Raw genomic sequence first — 17,575 nt, forward strand, 5'->3', positions numbered from 1 at the left:
CCGTCCCCGTTCCGGAGGGGTCGCAGTTCGCCCTCTTGCAGAAGAAGGCCGAATTGAGTAAATTTACGGAAGAATTTCTTGTAAGCGAGGCTATGCTTATGGATAACGAACCGATTGAAAAAATCGTCAAGTATTCGGGGCTTTCTGAAAAAGATATGCTTGAACTTCGCCGTTTGCAAACGGATCCGTCAAAAAAATAGCCGTTCAACCAGCAAATTGATGTGGCAAATAGCTAAAAAAATGCAAATTTGATCAAATTTGAGGGCCCCTCTGTTTGAGGGGCCTTTTTTTGATGCAGTTTTTTGCGACTTTATAAAAATCTCCCCAAAATCTTACATTTCGGTTTTCTTGCTCGGTTTGCATGGGGAGCCCTTTTACATGTTCTGTATTTTCTAAATTGTGGGCGAAACTTTGAAAGTGCGGTCTAGCCGCAGAGGTATATATATAATGTCTAAGACGATTTTGCTTTTCCCGGGCCAGGGTGCCCAGTACGTGGGCATGGGCCAGACGCTCGCTTCTACTTTTGAACCTGCCAAGAAGCTCATGATGCAGGCTGACGAAATCCTCGGTTTTTCGCTCTCCAAGCTCATGGCTGAAGGTCCGGAAGACGTTCTGAAGAGCACCGACAACACCCAACCGGCTCTGTTTACCGTGTCTGCCATGGTGATGGAACTCCTCAAGTCCGAAGGTTTTGCCTTTGACTACGTGGCGGGCCACTCCCTCGGTGAATACTCCGCCATTTACGCTGCCGGCGGTTTCAGCTTCGAAGACGGCCTCCGCCTGGTGCGTACCCGTGGCGAACTCATGGCATCTGCCGGTTCCAAGAATCCGGGTGCCATGGCCGCTATCATGGGCCAGGACGAAGCCAAGATTCTTGAACTTTGCGAAGCCGTGAAGGATGCCGGTACCGTGGTTCCGGCCAACATCAACTGCCCGGGCCAGATCGTGGTGTCCGGTGCGGTCGCCGGCGTGAACAAGCTGGTCGAAAACTGCGCTGCCGCAGGCATCAAGGCCATTCCGCTCGCCGTGTCTGGTGCCTTCCACAGCCCGCTGATGCAGTTCGCACAGGCAGGTCTCGCCGAAGCCATCGCCAAGACCAAATTCAACGATGTCGAAAAGCCGGTCATTGCCAACGTGATTGCCGAACCGGTCACGAAGGGTTCCGAAATTGCCGACCTCCTGGTGCGCCAACTGGTGTCTCCGGTCCGCTGGAACGATTGCATGAACAAGGCCATGTCTCTGGGCGTGACGCAGGGTGTCGAAGTGGGTTCCGGCAAGGTGCTCACGGGCCTCATGCGCAAGATCAGCCGCGACGTGAAGGTCACTCCGGTCGAAACAATCGAGGCTTTCCAGGCATTGAAATAGTAGACAGTAAACAGTGGTTAGTAAACAGGGTAGTTAGGCGGCGAAGCCGCGATTATTTAAACCTAACCACTAGCCACTAACCACTAACCACTTTTAAACTACTAACCACAGGTAACTACTATGGGTAAACTTACTGGTAAAAAGGCAATTGTGACTGGTGCTTCCCGCGGTATCGGTCTCGCCATTGCAACCAAGCTCGCCAGCGAAGGTGCTGACGTCGCCATCCTTTCCACCTCGGTCAAGGAAGAATTGGCCGCCAAACTTTCCGCCGAACTTGGGGTGCAGGTCAAGAGCTATGCTTGCAACGTGGCCGACTCCGAAACGGTGCAGAACGTGTTCAAGCAGATCATTGCTGACATGGGCACGGTCGACATTCTGGTGAACAACGCCGGTATTACCCGCGATGGCCTGTTGATGCGCATGAAGGACGAAGACTTCGACGCCGTGATCGCCACGAACCTGCGTTCCGTGTTCCTTTGCACCCGCGCTGTCGCCCGCACCATGATGGGCAAGCGTACCGGCCGCATTATCAACATTTCGAGCATCAACGCCCTGCACGGCCAGGCCGGTCAGGCCAACTACGCCGCCGCCAAGGCCGGCATTATCGGTATGACCCGCTCCAACGCCATGGAATTTGCCTCTCGCGGCATTACCGTGAACGCCATTGCCCCCGGTTTTATCGGTACCGACATGACCGCTGCTATGGATGAGGCCACCAAGGAAAAGTATGCCGCCCAGATTCCGCTCGGCCGCATCGGAAAACCCGAAGATATTGCCAACGCTGCCGCATTTTTGGCATCTGACGACGCCTGCTACATCACCGGCCAGATTCTTGGCGTCGATGGTGGGTTGAACGCCTAGGCATTTTTTACTAAATTTGAACTCAAACAATCAATCCAAATGGAGATTACAATGAACGAAGAAATTTTCAAGAAGGTCACCGCTGTTATCGTTGACAAGCTCGGCGTTAAGGCTGAAGATGTCAAGCCGGAATCCGAATTCGGTAACGACCTCGGTGCCGACTCCCTCGACCGCGTGGAACTCGTGATGGCCCTCGAAGACGAATTCGAAGTCGAAATCCTCGACTCCGACGCCGAAAAGTTTGCCAAGGTTGCCGATGTGGTTGCCTTCATCGAAGCTAAGAAGGCTTAATTATTAGCCTCTTTCGATAGAACTTTAAAGAGGCGGGACCATCAGGTGCCGCCTCTTTGCTTTTTTCTATTATGTTATTATCAACTTTTCCTCCATACGTCATCCTCGACCGCTAGGGAGGGAATCCATAATTTGAATTTCAATGATGGATTCCGTCACGCTTCGCGTTCCAGAATGACTTCATGGTATAACTTATGGAACAAACAACTCTTCTTCACAAAGTGTTAAAACTCTGGTTTCGCCAGAAGTCCGATGGCGGGCTTGAGGCGAAGCTCGGGTACCGGTTCAAGGATCCCGAACTCTTGGCGCATGCGCTGGTACACCGTTCATTCTTGACGGGCACGGACATGCCTTACGCGAGCAACAACGAACGTCTGGAATTTTTGGGCGATTCCGTGCTGAATATGCTCACCACCGAATATCTTTACAAGGCTTATCCCGACGATCCCGAGGGTGAACTTTCCAAGCGTAAGAGCGCGATTGTTTCGGGGCATGCCTGCGCGCAGTCGTCCAAGGAATGGAGCCTGAGCGAATATGTGAAGGTAGGCAAAGCCGAAGAAAAACTCGGCGGTCGCGGCAAGGAAAGCATCTTGGCCGACGCTTACGAAGCGGTTCTTGGCGCCGTCTACTTGGATGGTGGCCTCGAAGAGGTTCGCGCGATTTTGAACAAGTTCCACTTTCCGCGCGTGCAGGAAATTATCTCTGCCGAAGATTTTGCGAATCACAAGAGTGAACTCTTGGAATACCTGCAGGGTAAGCTCCGCACGGTTCCGGAATATATCGTGGTCGATGAGTCGGGTCCGGAACACCAGAAGGTGTTCACGGTCGAAGTCCATGTGGATGGCCGCGTGTACGGCCGCGGTCAGGGTGGCAACAAGAAGAAGGCTGAGCAGGAAGCTTCCCGTGTGTCGCTCGAAATGCTTTTAGCCGAAGCTGCGAAGGCCGAAGCCGATGGTTCGGCAAGCTCACCAACCGACAAAGCTGCCGCTCCCAAGCCCAAGAAGCAGAAACAGCGTCACGTCGGCTTGCCGTAGCCGTTGTTCCCGGGATAAATTCGGGAAAACAATCTTTCCGAACAATTTATCTATATTGTTCTGTATGAAAGATTTTTCTATTAAAGTTTCTTGTGCGGTTCTTGTTACATCCGCGTTTCTATTTTCTGCCTGTAACGAGTCCGGCGCATCCAAGGGTGCTGCCACTAAAAATGCCGAGCTGAATTGCCCCGAGTTGCCGCAGGATCCCGAAGCGACAGGTGAGTTCGACCCGATAGCCTCAAAGGATGCCCGCCCCTGCGGAACGATTACCTTGTGGGGCTCTGCGATGCCGAAGTCGTTCAACATGTGGGAAGACTATAACAGTTTCTCCGCCGAACTCATGGGCATGATGTTCGAGCCGCTCGTAAGCCTGCACAGTACCGAAGACCGGGAAGTGGGAATCCTTGCCGACAGCTGGAATGTGTCCGAAGACGGCAAGACGTTCACCTTCCACGTGGACCCGCGGGCCAAGTGGAGCGATGGCAAGGCCGTGACGGCCGAAGATGTGCAGTTCTACTACGACGTCATCATGGACGAAAAGAACCTGACGCCCATATTCAAGGTGGGGCTTAGCCGCTTTGACCGCCCCGAAGTCGTGGACAGCTTGACCATCAAGATGACTGCGAAGGAGTCCCACTGGGGCAACTTCTGGGAAGCCGCGGGAATGCTCGCCTTCCCGAAGCATGCGTGGGCAGGAAAGGACTTCAATCAAATTCGTTATGATTTCCCGGTGGTGTCCGGCCCGTATAAAATCAAGACCTTTCGCGAAGACCGCTATGTGGAACTTGCCCGACGTGCCGACTGGTGGGGCTTCAAGAAGAACTGGAACCGCGGCAAGTACAACTTCGAAAAAATCCGCTACCGTTTCATGAATGACCAGACGAAGGCACTTGAGGCCTTCAAGAAGCAGGACATCAACGCTTACGCCATTTACACCAGCAGCATCTGGATGAAACAGACGGACTTTGATGCCTTGCAGAAGGGTTGGGCGGTCAAGCAGCGTATCTTCAACAAGGAACCTATCGGTTTCCAGGGCATGGCTATCAACTTGCGCAAGCCGCAATTCCAAGACGTACGCGTACGCCGCGCCCTCAACATGCTTTTGAATCGCGAAGCCATGAACGAAAAGTACATGTACAACCAGTACTTCTTGCTCAACAGCTATTACCCTGACTTGTGGGAAGGCAACCAGAATCCGACGGCGCCGCTCTACAAGTTCAACCCGGATAGTGCCCGCGCCCTCTTTGCCGAAGCGGGTTACAAGGTGAACGCCCAGGGCGTGCTGGAAAAAGACGGGAAGCCCTTTGCCATCAACTTTATTACGAGCCAAGAAGACTTGCGTCACCTCACGCTGTTCCAGGAAGACCTGAAGAAAGTGGGCGTTGTCGCAACCATCGAGCAGATGTCGCAGAGTACGCTCCGCAAGCGTCTGGACGATGCCGACTTTGACCTTTACTGGGTGAATTGGGGCGCAGGCCGCCTACGCGATCCGGAAGCCAGCTGGAATTCTACGACAGCGCTTCAGAAGGGAACGAATAACCTGGCTGGTGTGCAGGACAAGGTGGTGGATAGCCTCATCAACTTGCAGAAGACGGAATTCGACCTCGCCAAGCGTAACGAAATCCTGAAGGCGCTGGATAACCGCCTGGCTGAAATCGTGCCCTACGTGCTCATGTGGCAATGCGACCACCACCGCATTCTCTACTGGAACCGCTACGGCACTCCGGAAAAAGTTTTCGACCGCTTTAACCGCGAAGATGCCATTCCCGTTTACTGGTGGCTGGACCCCACGAAGTCTGCCGCCTTTGACAAGGCCATGAAGGCTGGAGAGAGCCTGCCGGTTCCGGAATACGATATCAAGTAGGTCGGCGCAATGCGCCTTTGAGGTGTGAGCGCGGGACAAAGTCCCTTTGAGGTCGCTTTGCTTTGAGAAAAAAGAGCGTGCTGAAAATCAGCACGCCTTTCTTGTTTAAACATTCACGGTCTCATCTGAGAACTCTCTGCTCAATGCTCAGAGCGCTCAGCGCGACCTCAAAGCCTTGCTACGCAAGGCGACCTGATACCTCTTTAGAAGAAGAATTCTGCTCCGACGTAAAGGCCGCTGGCGTCGCCACCCATGTTGCTGTGGTCGCCGCTACGAACAAAGAGCTTCGCCTTGATATCAAGTTGGTTGGGGATAATGAAGAAATCCGCACCGAGCCAAAGGATGACCTGCTTGTCGCCGTCGTCGTTGGCGCCTTTTTCGTGCTTCTTGCCGTTTTCGTCAACTTCTTCCCAGGTGCTTTCGGTCATGCGGTATTTGAGCTGCAGGCCGACGAACGGGGTGATTCCTGCATCGGGGATGGTGTAGCCGACTTCGCCTGCCAGATGAAATTCGAGGCCGCGTTCGTTGTTGTCGTGTTCAAAGCCCCAGAAAAGGCCGGCTTCGGTTCCGAACTTGAGACCGGGAGCTTCCGGCACCTGCATGCTGAATTGTCCGCCCATATAGAGGGCGATTTCGTCGCTGGTAACTTCGTCACCACCGATAGGGAGGTTCAAGTCGAGGAAAAGGGCGACCATCGGGTCAATCTGGTAACGTCCACCAATGGTCAGGTCGCGCAGACCGTCACCGCCGTTTTCACAGCCGTTGCAGTCCGTTTCGCTCCAGAACTGAAAACCCCAGCCCTGCAAAGAAACTTCAAGATTCTGGATAATGCTGTAACGGGCGCCCACCTTGAGGCCCGCCTGAGACCAGTCGTGATACCAGTCGTAGTAGAGACCCGCTTCGGCGGAACCCTTGCCCGCTTCGAGAACGGGATAAAAGTCCCAAGTTGCAAATGCGGCACTTGCGGCGAGAGCCGAGGCCAGGGCGATTTTCTTGAACATTCCAGACTCCTTAATAAATTGGTTTTTCCAAATTTAGCAATTTCCCTACGCGGCGGGATGTAAAAAAAAGATACCCCGGACTGTGTGGGTCCGAGGCATTCCTTCTTAAATGTTTTTGAAACTAGAAGTTGATGGCGAGCTTGGCGTTCACGCCCTTCCAGTCGGAACCCATGGAATCGTCATCGGCAAACTTCATGATGAAATTGGCCTTGACGGTGAACATCGGGTTGATGTCATAGCCGGCACCGAGCCAGACCAGGATGGCCTTGTCGCCCGAACCGTATTCTTTGGTGACCTTGCCGCCACGGGCGTCGTCGTACCATTCTTCTTCGACATCGCTAAGGCGCATGTTCAAGGCGGCTCCGATCCACGGGGTCAGGCCGAGGTTGGCGAGAGTGTAGTCCAATTCTGCCTGCACGGTGAGGCCGAGACCTTCGGTTGTCTTTTCGTCTTCGAACTTGTAGCTAACGCCGGCTTCGCTACCGAACCACAGGTTGGGCACGAATTCCTTGGTGAACTGGATGGCGCCATACAGGCCAAATGGATCGTACTTTCCGGTCACGTCTTCGGAAGTGAGGGGGAGGTTCACGTCCAAGGCTGCGATCAAAACAGGCATAAACTGGTAACGAGCGCCAATGGTCATAGCCTTGAAGCCGTCGTTATCCGGGCAGTCGGGATGGCCGTCTTCGCCGCAATCATCCGGATCGTCCCAAAGCTGGTAGCCGAGTCCCGTCAGAGACAGGGCAAGATTCTGGATGACGGAGTATTCGGCACCTGCGATAATTTCCATATTGCTGGTATTGTCGGTCCAGCCATACTGGGCTCCGACTTCAACCTGGCCTTTGCCGGCGTCCTTTACCGGGAAGAAGTTATAGGTTGCAAAGGATGCGCTGGCAGCCATGGCTGCGACGAGGGCAATCTTCTTGATCATTTTTATACTCCTTGGTATATGTTTGTAGTAAGAATGTAGTATTGTGGTGCCTGTTTGTAAAGGGTTCGTTACATGGGGTGTGATAAAGAACACAATGCGCCTGCTAGCTGCAAGTTGTTGACTTGCAACGAATTAGGCACTTCGAATGTGAAATCGTCTTCGCCTAATGGGAGGGACCCCAAGGGCTGGATTCAATCGCTATCTGCTAGATATGTTCCTAATCACACGGACAACATTTTTTGAGGTGAATCACTTCCTTTTTTCAAATATTAAGATATTTTTATAGGGTAAAAGATCTAGAGGGTTTTATGAAGGCAAAAATTGGTTTGGTCTTTTTTACCGTGCTGTACTGTTGCAGCATGGCTTTTGCCGTAAATGGAACGGGTTATTACAATTTGATGACCGTTGTTGAAACGCAAGGCGGATTTGGCTTCCCTGCGATGACATCGACGAAAACGATTATGGTGCTAAGCCAGGGAGCATTGGCTTGCTCTAGTTCCGAATGGTCCTTGACTTTCAAGGGCATGAATTATGTAAGCAACGGAACCGAAATCGGCTATTACAGCAACTATGGATGGCCGGTCATGCAGTCTACCTTTACCAAGAAGGGCGATTGTGTCGCGTCGCTTGAAGACACTCCGGCCAATTTGGCAAAATTGCTTGAGAATTCGTGGGTGAAATCGCCTGAAATGAAGGGCGTTACGCTGGAATTGGGGTCCGATATCGACCTTGGCGAATTTGAATCTTCGACCAAGGCTGGAAGTTGCGAGGTAAACCATCTTCCGCTTCCCATGATGGACAGTAGTTCGTTTAACGGAAACCATTTTACGATAAGCCATCTATGTTACGCAGGACCGCTATGGACAAACCGGTCGGTCTTTTTGAATCGGCCTCGAACGTGACTATTCAGAATGTAAACCTGAACGGGGTGCGTATTTACATTGATGGAGAGAGCGGAGATGGCAAGGACTATTATCCGGTGGGTGCTATCGTTGGAGTCTTGAATCTTGCTACTATCGATAGCATCGTGCTGGCTAATGATTCGATCCAGGCTCCCATTGCGGGCGGCCTTGTGGGCCTTGTCAAAAATTCAACCATTTCGAATATTTCGGGTGACGACGACATTCATGTGTCGAATAAGGTCTCGATTACGGAAGGTTATGCAGGCTCGAGCGTCTTGGCGGATTTCAACTATGCCCATCAAGTATTTCTAGGTGGTATTGCGGGGGTGGCCATTCGTTCGGAACACGACGAAGACCCCACTTTTATCGACGATTCGCTAAAGGTTGAAATCCATGACTATGCCACAGGACATAGGTCCGCTTTGGGTGGCATCGCGGGCTTCTACAAGACGAACGGCGATACGCTTGAAAACCTGAAGGTGTATACGAAGTACGGTGGCGCAGGTGAGACTGTCCCCACGAAAATTTCAGGGGGAGCTTCGATGGGCGGAATCTTTGGAATGCTGTTTGCGCCCCGTGATTACACCGGTTCTGCAACGGCTGGAAATTTTGTTGCCGCAAATTGCTCGTTTGACGGAAAAATTTACGATGCGGCATCTCCGGATACTATAGCCGTTGGTGGTATTGTGGGACTGGGTACAATGGAATCGGCGACATCGGTTCGAGTTATGAACAGCACGGCAACGGTGGATATAAAGGATTCTTTGCGAGTCGCAGGGGTGTATCGCTATTATGCGGGTGGTATTTTCGGCTATGGCGGTTCTTGTAGCCAGGGAGGCGCTAACGGCGATGAATTCCTGACGGTGACTGGCTCGCGTACGGCAGGCTCGATTGCGCTTTCTGCATCTGGTACCGCTGTCGAGGGCCTGCGTAGCGACGCCTATTTGGGCGGTATTGCGGGGTCGGCTTGTATCGCGCAAACAGGAGGCTTGGGACTTGCAAATGACTCGTCTTCGGTCAAGATTACATCAAAGGTGAAAACGTCTGTTGACAAAGCCAAGTTGGTTAATGGAAATAATGCTCGCGATAGCGTTTTTGTAGGAGGCATGATCGGCTTTACGAGTGTGGCGGTAGCCAAGTCGGGCAAAACGTTACTCCCGGCAACCTTGATGAATCTGTATTATGACGGCTCGATTGCGGTAGAAGATAGCTTGAACAGCGTATTCGTTGGGGGCATCCTCGGTGGGTTCCCCAAGGCCGAGGGGGGCAAGTCGCTTGTTTTCGAAAAGGTGATGGCATCTAACGAGAACCTGATTACCTATAAGGCGAAAGAGGCGCCGTCTGCGGTATCGCTGAGTGTGCAGGAAACGGATATCGGCGGCATCTGCGGTATCTGCAACGAAATTGTTGAAATGTCTTATGTGGGAGTGCAAGGTAATATTGTCGTGACCGGAAAGCACGCTGCCAATACCCTTTATGTCGGTGGTCTTGTCGGTTCCACTGGCGCAAACGAGGCGGGAACTTATCTGCACAACTCCTTCAATGTCGGCAATATCCTGGTGACGGCAAGCAATAGTGATGCTTCGTATGTGCAAAAGGTGGGGTACTTGCTCGGGTACGCATTGCTGTACAAGGGATTCGATATTCGGTCGGATTATCATTATAGCGATGCTGCCGAAGATACCTACGAACCGTTCGGAATGTTGAGGGATGAAGCCTACACGAAGGATTGGCGCACGAGCGACAGTATTTTCTATGTTGTTCGGAACGGTGGCGAACGCAAATATACGGATGTTCATCACAACGGAACGGAATTGAAGGATTCCATGAAGGTGTCCAAATTTGCCGGTTTCCTGAACAGCGCTTACGAAAATGCGGAAGATTATGCCTGGAGTTTTAAGTCGGGAACAAACAGCAACCTTCCGATTTTCACCGATAGCAAGAACCTGCCGGTTGTGCCGGAACTCGGACCGGAAAATGCGACCTATGTGGTGACCTTCGTAGACATGAACGGTGAAACGATCAAGCAGGAAACGGTAGAATCGGGAAAGGCTGCAACGGCACCGACACTTGAAGAAATGCCGGAAATCGAAGGTTATAGTTTCACGGGCGAATGGGATCGGGATTTTGAAGAAATTAAGGGTGATTTGACGGTAAAGGCAGAATATGCTATCAATTCGTACAAGGTGAGATTCTTTGATTACGATGGCTTGACGCCGCTTTACGACGAGCAAGTTATTGAATATATGAAATCGGCAACGGCTCCGGAAAACCCGACTCGCAATGGTTATATTTTTGTAGGGTGGAGTGATTCCTCTTATATACAGGTGAAAAAGAACCTGGATATAAAGGCGATGTACCTTGCGAAAAAGTACCTGATCGTGTTCAAGAATTTTGACGGCTCTGTTTTGGCGCAGGATTCCGTACACTTTGATATGACGGTCTCGGAGCCGGTCGGCATTACGCGCAAAGCGACCCCCGAGTATTCTTATGAGTTCAAGGGATGGAATCCGGCGATAACGACGGTAAAGGGCGATGCGGTATATACGGCCCAGTACGATTCCGCCAAGGTAAAATACTCTGTTGCCTTTATTGATTACGACGAATCCCCGATTGGGGAAGTCCAGTGGGTGGAATATGGTGCGGCCGCCTAAGCCCCTGCCGATCCGGTGCGCGAAGGCTACCGTTTTGTCGGTTGGGATCGCAATTTTAGCGAAATTAAGAAGGATACCGAAATCATGGCCCGCTATGAACTTGTCCCCGTGTCTTCGGCTTCTGTTGAAAGCTCCAGCAGCGAGACTGCGGTGTCGAGCTCCAGCGGTGAATCCTCCAGTTCCGAAGAAAGTTCCAGCAGCGAAATCGTGGAATCGAGTTCCTCGAGTGCCGAAGAAAGCTCCAGCTCTGCCGAAAGTTCGAGCAGCAGGGGCGAACTCAAGTTGGTGGAACCGAAAATCGAACAGTCCGGTAACGCCGTTCGCCTGACCTTCGATGCGGAAAATGCGGATGTCGAAACGGTTGCCCGTGTGGTGGTGACCGGAGAAAACGGAATTATTGTCGATACGGTGATTTCGGACGATGTCGTCAAGGGCGGCGCCTGGGAAATGACGCCTGCGCCCATGGGCAAGTTTAAGGTGGAATTGACCTTGGACGACCAGAAGCAAACTGTTTCTTTCGAGAGTGACTTTGAAGTCGCTTCTGAAATTGAGGTGCGCGCGGAAAGCTGGCAGATGGTGTCGCTCTCGGCGCTTGACCGTTCCTCGATGGAAGGGGATGACGATGCCAGCTTCTATTGGTGGGATGAACATAATCCCGTGGGTGATTATTGGCAGTATCGTGCCTTTGCGGGGGGCGATGCCGATGCGACTCGTGGATTCTGGTACGGTACGGCAAAGGGAAAGCCGCTGGTACTCCGCGAATCGACCGGTGCAAAGGATAGCGAAATCGTATGGGAACTGGATAGCCTCTATAGTGGCTGGAACCTGGTGGCTAACCCTTACGGCTGGTATGTGGACCTGAGCAAGGGTGTTGCCGACGATGGTAGCGAAGTCTCGTTCTGGCGCTGGAATCCGGTGCTTTCGGAATATGAGGTGCCGACGGTGATTGGTCCCTACGAGGCTGTATGGGCGAAGGCTTCGCATGCGTTGACATGGCGTGTGTCGGCCGCTCCGGTGTTTGGAATTGCGGAATCGAAAATTGAACCCGGTGAACCGGGCGAAGAGCCTCGCAAGAAAAACCTGATGAAGGCGACGGATGGTCGTACTCCTGGTAACTTCGCTTTGGTAGCAACCCTTTCCGATGAATATGGCAAGAAAGATTCCTGGAACGTATTCGGTGTAGGGAAGCCGCAGTCGCTCGAAGAACCCCCTGCCGGTATGGGTAATCGCGTGTCCTTGGCCATTCGCGACAAGGATGAAAATGGTGCTAAGGGTGTCAAACTCGCCAAGAGCATCAAGGCGGTGGAAGATGAATACAGCTGGACTCTCGAAATGTCTGCAAGTACGGCCCGCGATGGCTAGCTTTCGTTTGAAGGTGTTCAGGAACTTAAAAAACTTGGTCTTAAGTTGTTTGTGATAGCCGACGGCAAGACGACGGAAGTGACTGATGGAAAGTCCGTGAATGTTGCCTTGGCGAAATCAGCAAGCCAGGTGGAAGTCCGCGTGGCCGCTTCGAATGCAGTTGTCGCGACAAAGATTAGCGGATTCAAATCCGCTGTTGCGGGCAATACCTTGCAGCTTGGCTTTGATGCCCCCGAATCGCTGGCCGGAACGAAGGCGAACTACGCGGTTGTCGGCGTCGATGGCAAGGTGGTTGCCTCGGGACGCTTTACGGCGACGGCGGGCACGAACAAACTTGCCATGAATGTCCCGAAGTCCGGAATTTACTTTGTGAAAATCAAGGTGGGTGCTCAGAACATGGCGGGCAAGGTACTTGTGAGATAGCGCACAACATTACAGGCAAATATGTGATTAAACTCAAAAGGTGGGCTTTGTTTCCACCTTTTTTTGCGTATGGGGCCAATATCTGGAACTTAAAAAATTATTATTTGCTTATAAAGTGGAATGGTGTATATGAAGAGAACAACAGAAATTCTTGTTGCAACGGTCCTATTTTTGGTTGGGGCTGTGTGGGCCGGTATTAAACCTATCGGGTATAGGTGCGATGTTCCGTTGCCAAATAATGATTACACAGCAGAATGCTACGTGAAACAATTTGAGCCGGGCGAATCGGCTGGCGAAGATTATGAGGTTTACGATACTTGGGATGAATTTGCATCTGATTTTCTAAGTCGTGTGGGGGCGTTTGAGAGTGATCCGAACACTTGGTCGGTCCAGATTAAATTCGAAAACGATATTGACCTGGGTGGGTATTCGAAAAAAAACGGAACGTGTGCAGAGTCGTTTACTCCGCTCCATTTTAATCTCTCTGGCAAACCGGTTTCTGTCGATGGAAACGACAAAACGATTTCGGGTTTCTGCTATGTTTCTGATGACCAAAATGCGGCGTTCTTTAGTGAGTTGTCGAATGCGTCTGTAAAGAATCTTACATTTGATAGTGCCTATGTAATGGCAAAGACGGTGTCTTCTGCATTGCCCAAGAACGCTGCGGTAGTCGCTGTTTTGATTGAAAACAGCTCTTTTTCGGGTGTGACTGTGAAAAATTCCACGGTGTATGGCTGGAATACCTCGGCCATAGTGTATAGCGCCACGGGCGGGGCGAAATTTTCTAGTGTGCAAGTAGAGAATGTTCATCTTTCTGTAAGTGAAGAATCCTTGAAGGATGTTTCCCAGATAGGATCTTTGCTTACACGAGTTTCCTATAGTGCTGGCCTTGTCGCCTATTTGGTGGACTATGCGTCATTCAAAGACATCTCGGTATCCAATCTGCAGATTCCCGATTCTGTTTCGCAGGTCTTGAAAAACAAGGGAATGGTTTATTCTGGCGCAAGTTATGTTGGTGGAATTGTCGGCTTTGCAAGCGTAAGTATGGATGGCTCGACGAGTTTTTCTCTTGAAGGCTGTACCGTATCTGCAGAATTGACCGGTTCCTCGGTAGGCGGGTTGGTTGGTTCGGTGTCTCCGCATACCATTACCCAAGAGTCCATTTTTGAAGTGGTGAATGCAGATGTGACTTTCAAGTCGGGAGACTACAGCGGAGCAAACCAAAATCGTTACCTGGGTGGACTTGTCGGAGCTTTGTCCTGGAGAAATGGTAGTGTACAACTTTTGAAAAACAAGGTTGAGACGACCATCAAGAATACAAAGACGGTGGGCTCTGTAGGTTCTCGTCTTGGCGGTGTGGTTGGTGTCTATTCGGGACTGAGTGGTGGAGACGACGCTGTTGCGGATTTCACTATAAATGAAAATGATGTCGCGGTGGATATCAGTTCGTCTGACACGGCACTTGCCGTGGGTGGAATTGTGGGCTATGCCACGGTCAACGCCACTAATAGCACTTTTGCCATTCGCAATTCGACTGTCAAACCGGTGAATCCGGGAAAGAATCCAAATGTGATTACGGCAACGGCTTCTAAGATGTACAGTGTTCATGCAGCCTATGTTGTGGGGCGTGTTGACAATCCAAATTATACCGTAGAACTCCGTGGAAACCATGCCGAAGGCAATATCAAAATTGCAGCATCGACGGTGAAAACGATGAGTGGAGTCGGTGCGATGGCGGGTAGAGCGTACTGCTTGAATCTGTATGTGCGTTACAATACTTCTATAGGTGACTTGTCTGTCCCCATCGCAAATGAGACTGCCGGTACGGATAGTGACTTTTTCCATGTCGGTTATGAAGTTGGTGAAATTCGGGCGCCATCATCTGCCCAAATGAATGTCGAGGACAATTACCATTATGGCTTTAGTGATGAAAATGCTGGGTTGGCCGTTGGTTGGCTTGGTTTAGTAAATGGCGACCCGGTTACGCCGGATTTGTGGAAAACCCAGGCTGTCGATTATTACCGAATTTGGAAAAACTATCGCAATGCCGTTAAAACGAAGTCGGCGAGCCTTGATGCCGAAGGGACGCTGGATGTAGATGGCTCGGGTGTCATTTATGTAGAAAACGAAAAAAAATGGCTCTACGATGGCGTGATCGATGGTGAAGAGATGAAGACACGCCTGTTTACTTATGTGCTGAATACAGCCTCTTCAAGTGGCGGAGAATGTGGTGTAAATGGTACGGTCTGCTGGGAAAATGAGCCGGACTCGTTGCCGATGGTTTCGACCTATAGGACGGTGTACAAGGTTACGATAGTGCTTGATGATGTTTATGATAAATTAACCGAGGCCGATAAGGAATCTGTAAAGAAGTATTTGAATGAAACGGAACAAACTTCGTACCTTACTATTTATACTGATAAATACTTCATGCTTGACCATGAACTTGTAAAATTGGTGTATGGCTTGAGTGTCGTTTGTGGAATGTTCGAAGAAAATGCCGCTGCTGGGCCGGATATGTCTGAAGGGACGGATATAGATCTTTACAATTTCTCCACGACGACGGACGCTTATTTCCGCGCAGCAGAAATCTCGTACGAGAATGTGCGTTTCGATGTAAATACAGCGGCGACGGAGGTGTTCTACGGCGTGGGCTCTGAATTGCCCGATAGCCTTGTGGTGCCGAATGGCAACAGACCCGTGTTTCTGCCGTCTCAAATTTATACGGCTGAAGCCTGCGTGATGGGCTGGGCCTTTAATGCCGATACTAACGATTATAAGTACCATGTGAAAGATCCGGGTAGTTACTTATACCCCGATATCAATGCCGAAAAGACTTTGTATGCGGTGTGGAAAGATGCGGAATCCTGCCTTGGGCATTATGTCAGGGTCCGTGTAGGCGAATCTGAAAACGGAACGGTTGCCGTGGACGAATACCGCGACGGAACGAAGGTCTATACGCACCACTTTGCAAAGGATTCCACGATGCTCTTGCCGTGGGACAATCCTGAAGGGGTTGCGATGCGGTTGCTTGCTGAACCCGATTCGGGCTATGCGCTGGATTCGCTGGTGATTGTCAAAGTGATGAAGGATGCTGGCTCGGAGGAAATGTCGAACAACATAAAGGATGGTTCAGTTGAAAGGTATGTGTTGCAAGAAGGCGATACGTTGCCGGACGGCTTGATCAATGCGACCCTGACGGCGTATTTCTCTGAAGCCAAGGACGTAAAGAATCCTGGTGATTCTGCGGATGATCCCACTAAACTCGCCTTGGTACGCCATGAATTGCTCCAGTCGGGAAATGCGGTGCAGTTGACTCTTGAAACGAATCAGTTTGAAGTAGATGGTTCTGCCTCACTACAGGTTTCATTGACGGATGCCTTGGGTGTTGTCCTGGAAAACTACGGCTTTGCCGAAGAAGTGAAGAAAACTCCTTATGAACATGTCTGGACGCAATATCCGTTGCTGCCGGGACGCTATGTGGTGAAGGCGACACTTTCGGACAAGGCCGAGAAGGTGTCGTTCGATACCGCGTTTACAGTGAGTGCGGAAATTGCCGCTGCTCCGGATGCTTGGCGAATGGTTTCGCTTTCGGATGTAGAGATTGATTCCATTGTGTGGGATGCCGACCCGGTGTTCTACCACTGGGACGAGTCCGCTTACTTTGGCGATTTCTGGAAGTACCAGAAGTATCGCGGTGGCAAGGTTGAGGCCGAACAGGGCTACTGGTACAATTCCTTGGAAGGTCGTCCGCTGTTGCTCCGCAGGGATTCGGCAAGGACAGGTAACGAAATTGTCTGGAAACTCGATAGCGGCTGGAACATGGTGGCGAACCCCTATGGTTGGGGGGTGCAGCTGAATGCGGAACAGCTTGAGAATGAGTCCCTGGTGCTGACCGTTTGGAATCCTGAGAGTGCGGATTACCCGGGGAAGACCTTGTATCTTGGCCCTTACGAGGCGGCTTGGGTGTATTCCGAGTCCAAGAGAACAGCCGAGGTCGGTCAGGAACCGTTCTTTGTAAGTGCGGCGGAACATACTCCGGGATTTGACTATCCGCTTGAAAAACGGGTGCTGGCGAAAGCTGAATCTCGCAGTAACTGGACGCTGCAGGCGGTTCTTTCGGATACGAAAGGGCACCGGGATTCTTGGAACGTAATCGGTGCCGGTGCCGCGGCTGAACAGCCGGAACCGCCGGAGGGAATGGGCGACCATGTGAACCTGTCTCTCTTGGAAGGCAAACGCGCCCTCGCGAAATCCATCAGGAGTGCCGATGAACGCTATGAGTGGAATATGGCGCTGAGCGCTACGGGCGACCGTGTGGGCTACCTCAGGTTCGAAGGCGTGAAGGCGCTGAACGAGATGGGCCTCAAGGTGTTCGTGACGGTGGATGGCAAGACGACCGAAGTCGTTGCGGGCGACTCCCTGAAGGTGCTCCTGAAGGCGGCGGGAGCTACCGCTACGGTTCGGGTGGCTCCGATGGATGCCCGCGCCCTGGCCTCTAAGGTCGAGAATTTGCGGTTTGAACAGGCTTCGGGCCGCCTCCAGGTCGGTTTCGATGTGTCCGAGGGGCTCGCCGGGGCGAATTACATGGTGCAGCTGGTGGGCCTGAACGGCAAAATTGCGGCTTCTTACGCGTCCAAGGCGTTCTTCGGCCACAATACGGTCGCCCTGAACGTCCCCAAGTCCGGAATCTACCTCCTCCGCGTTCGTGTCGGCAGCGAACAGGCCTCCCGTAAAGTGGCAATTTCCCGCTAAATCGGGTTTTTAAGGGTGAAACCCTTAGGCGAGAGGGTGGTGGAAGACCCTGCGAAAAGCCTGACCACTAAGCGAACAATCGTCGGCCGAAGGCCGAGGCCTTGTGAGCGTGTGGTTCATGGCTGAGCTGGG

The 17,575-nt window shown here is 51.7% G+C and carries 12 protein-coding genes and 1 pseudogene; 11 read left to right on the forward strand and 2 right to left on the reverse strand.

Going from position 1 to position 17,575, the window contains the following annotated elements:
• The 6 genes and pseudogenes from BUA93_RS16080 to BUA93_RS00030 all read left to right on the forward strand — a co-directional run.
• Positions 1–200, forward strand: a pseudogene (locus tag BUA93_RS16080) (hypothetical protein); the annotation flags it as partial.
• A gap of 247 nt (positions 201–447) precedes the next feature.
• The gene (gene fabD, locus BUA93_RS00010) at positions 448–1,365 is read left to right on the forward strand and encodes an ACP S-malonyltransferase (protein WP_072976356.1); all 918 of its coding nucleotides are present in this window, start codon (positions 448–450) and stop codon (positions 1,363–1,365) included.
• A gap of 120 nt (positions 1,366–1,485) precedes the next feature.
• Complete coding sequence (fabG, locus tag BUA93_RS00015; RefSeq protein WP_072800985.1) at positions 1,486–2,226, forward strand: 3-oxoacyl-[acyl-carrier-protein] reductase; 741 nt, start codon at positions 1,486–1,488, stop codon at positions 2,224–2,226.
• 51 nt (positions 2,227–2,277) lie between these two features.
• Positions 2,278–2,517: an acyl carrier protein gene (gene acpP / locus BUA93_RS00020; protein ID WP_072800986.1), complete on the forward strand. Its 240-nt coding sequence runs from the start codon at positions 2,278–2,280 to the stop codon at positions 2,515–2,517.
• Positions 2,518–2,711: 194 nt separating this feature from the next.
• Entirely contained in the window at positions 2,712–3,551 is an 840-nt protein-coding gene (gene rnc, locus BUA93_RS00025) for a ribonuclease III (protein WP_072976357.1), read from the forward strand.
• Between the two features lie 64 nt (positions 3,552–3,615).
• Positions 3,616–5,415, forward strand: a complete 1,800-nt coding sequence (locus BUA93_RS00030) for an extracellular solute-binding protein (RefSeq protein ID WP_072976359.1) — start codon at positions 3,616–3,618, stop codon at positions 5,413–5,415.
• A gap of 203 nt (positions 5,416–5,618) precedes the next feature.
• Here the strand turns inward: BUA93_RS00030 and BUA93_RS00035 are convergent, their stop codons facing one another.
• Together BUA93_RS00035 and BUA93_RS00040 are read right to left on the reverse strand one after the other, a co-directional pair.
• A complete protein-coding gene (locus BUA93_RS00035; RefSeq protein WP_072976361.1) occupies positions 5,619–6,416 on the reverse strand; it encodes a hypothetical protein in 798 nt (265 codons plus the stop codon).
• 121 nt (positions 6,417–6,537) lie between these two features.
• Positions 6,538–7,347, reverse strand: a complete 810-nt coding sequence (locus BUA93_RS00040) for a transporter (protein WP_072976362.1) — start codon at positions 7,345–7,347, stop codon at positions 6,538–6,540.
• 308 nt (positions 7,348–7,655) lie between these two features.
• Between BUA93_RS00040 and BUA93_RS00045 the strand changes: the two genes are divergently transcribed.
• From BUA93_RS00045 to BUA93_RS00065, 5 genes are all read left to right on the forward strand, one after another.
• On the forward strand, positions 7,656–8,249 hold the full coding sequence (locus BUA93_RS00045; protein ID WP_072976364.1) for a hypothetical protein: 594 nt from the start codon (positions 7,656–7,658) through the stop codon (positions 8,247–8,249).
• Entirely contained in the window at positions 8,189–10,903 is a 2,715-nt protein-coding gene (locus tag BUA93_RS00050; RefSeq protein ID WP_083597058.1) for an InlB B-repeat-containing protein, read from the forward strand. Before BUA93_RS00045 ends, BUA93_RS00050 begins: the two co-directional genes overlap by 61 nt.
• Positions 10,904–10,918: 15 nt before the next feature.
• Positions 10,919–12,265 carry a hypothetical protein gene (locus tag BUA93_RS00055; RefSeq protein WP_072976367.1) on the forward strand — a complete coding sequence of 449 codons (1,347 nt, stop codon included), beginning with the start codon at positions 10,919–10,921 and terminating at the stop codon, positions 12,263–12,265.
• A 51-nt stretch (positions 12,266–12,316) separates the two neighbouring features.
• Positions 12,317–12,688 (forward strand): T9SS type A sorting domain-containing protein, encoded by a 372-nt coding sequence (locus BUA93_RS00060; RefSeq protein WP_175547337.1) that lies wholly within the window; start codon positions 12,317–12,319, stop codon positions 12,686–12,688.
• Between the two features lie 129 nt (positions 12,689–12,817).
• Positions 12,818–17,443 carry a hypothetical protein gene (locus BUA93_RS00065; protein WP_139257624.1) on the forward strand — a complete coding sequence of 1,542 codons (4,626 nt, stop codon included), beginning with the start codon at positions 12,818–12,820 and terminating at the stop codon, positions 17,441–17,443.
• Positions 17,444–17,575: the final 132 nt, after the last annotated feature.

It is taken from the genome of Fibrobacter sp. UWH4 (assembly GCF_900142475.1).
Lineage (GTDB): Bacteria > Fibrobacterota > Fibrobacteria > Fibrobacterales > Fibrobacteraceae > Fibrobacter.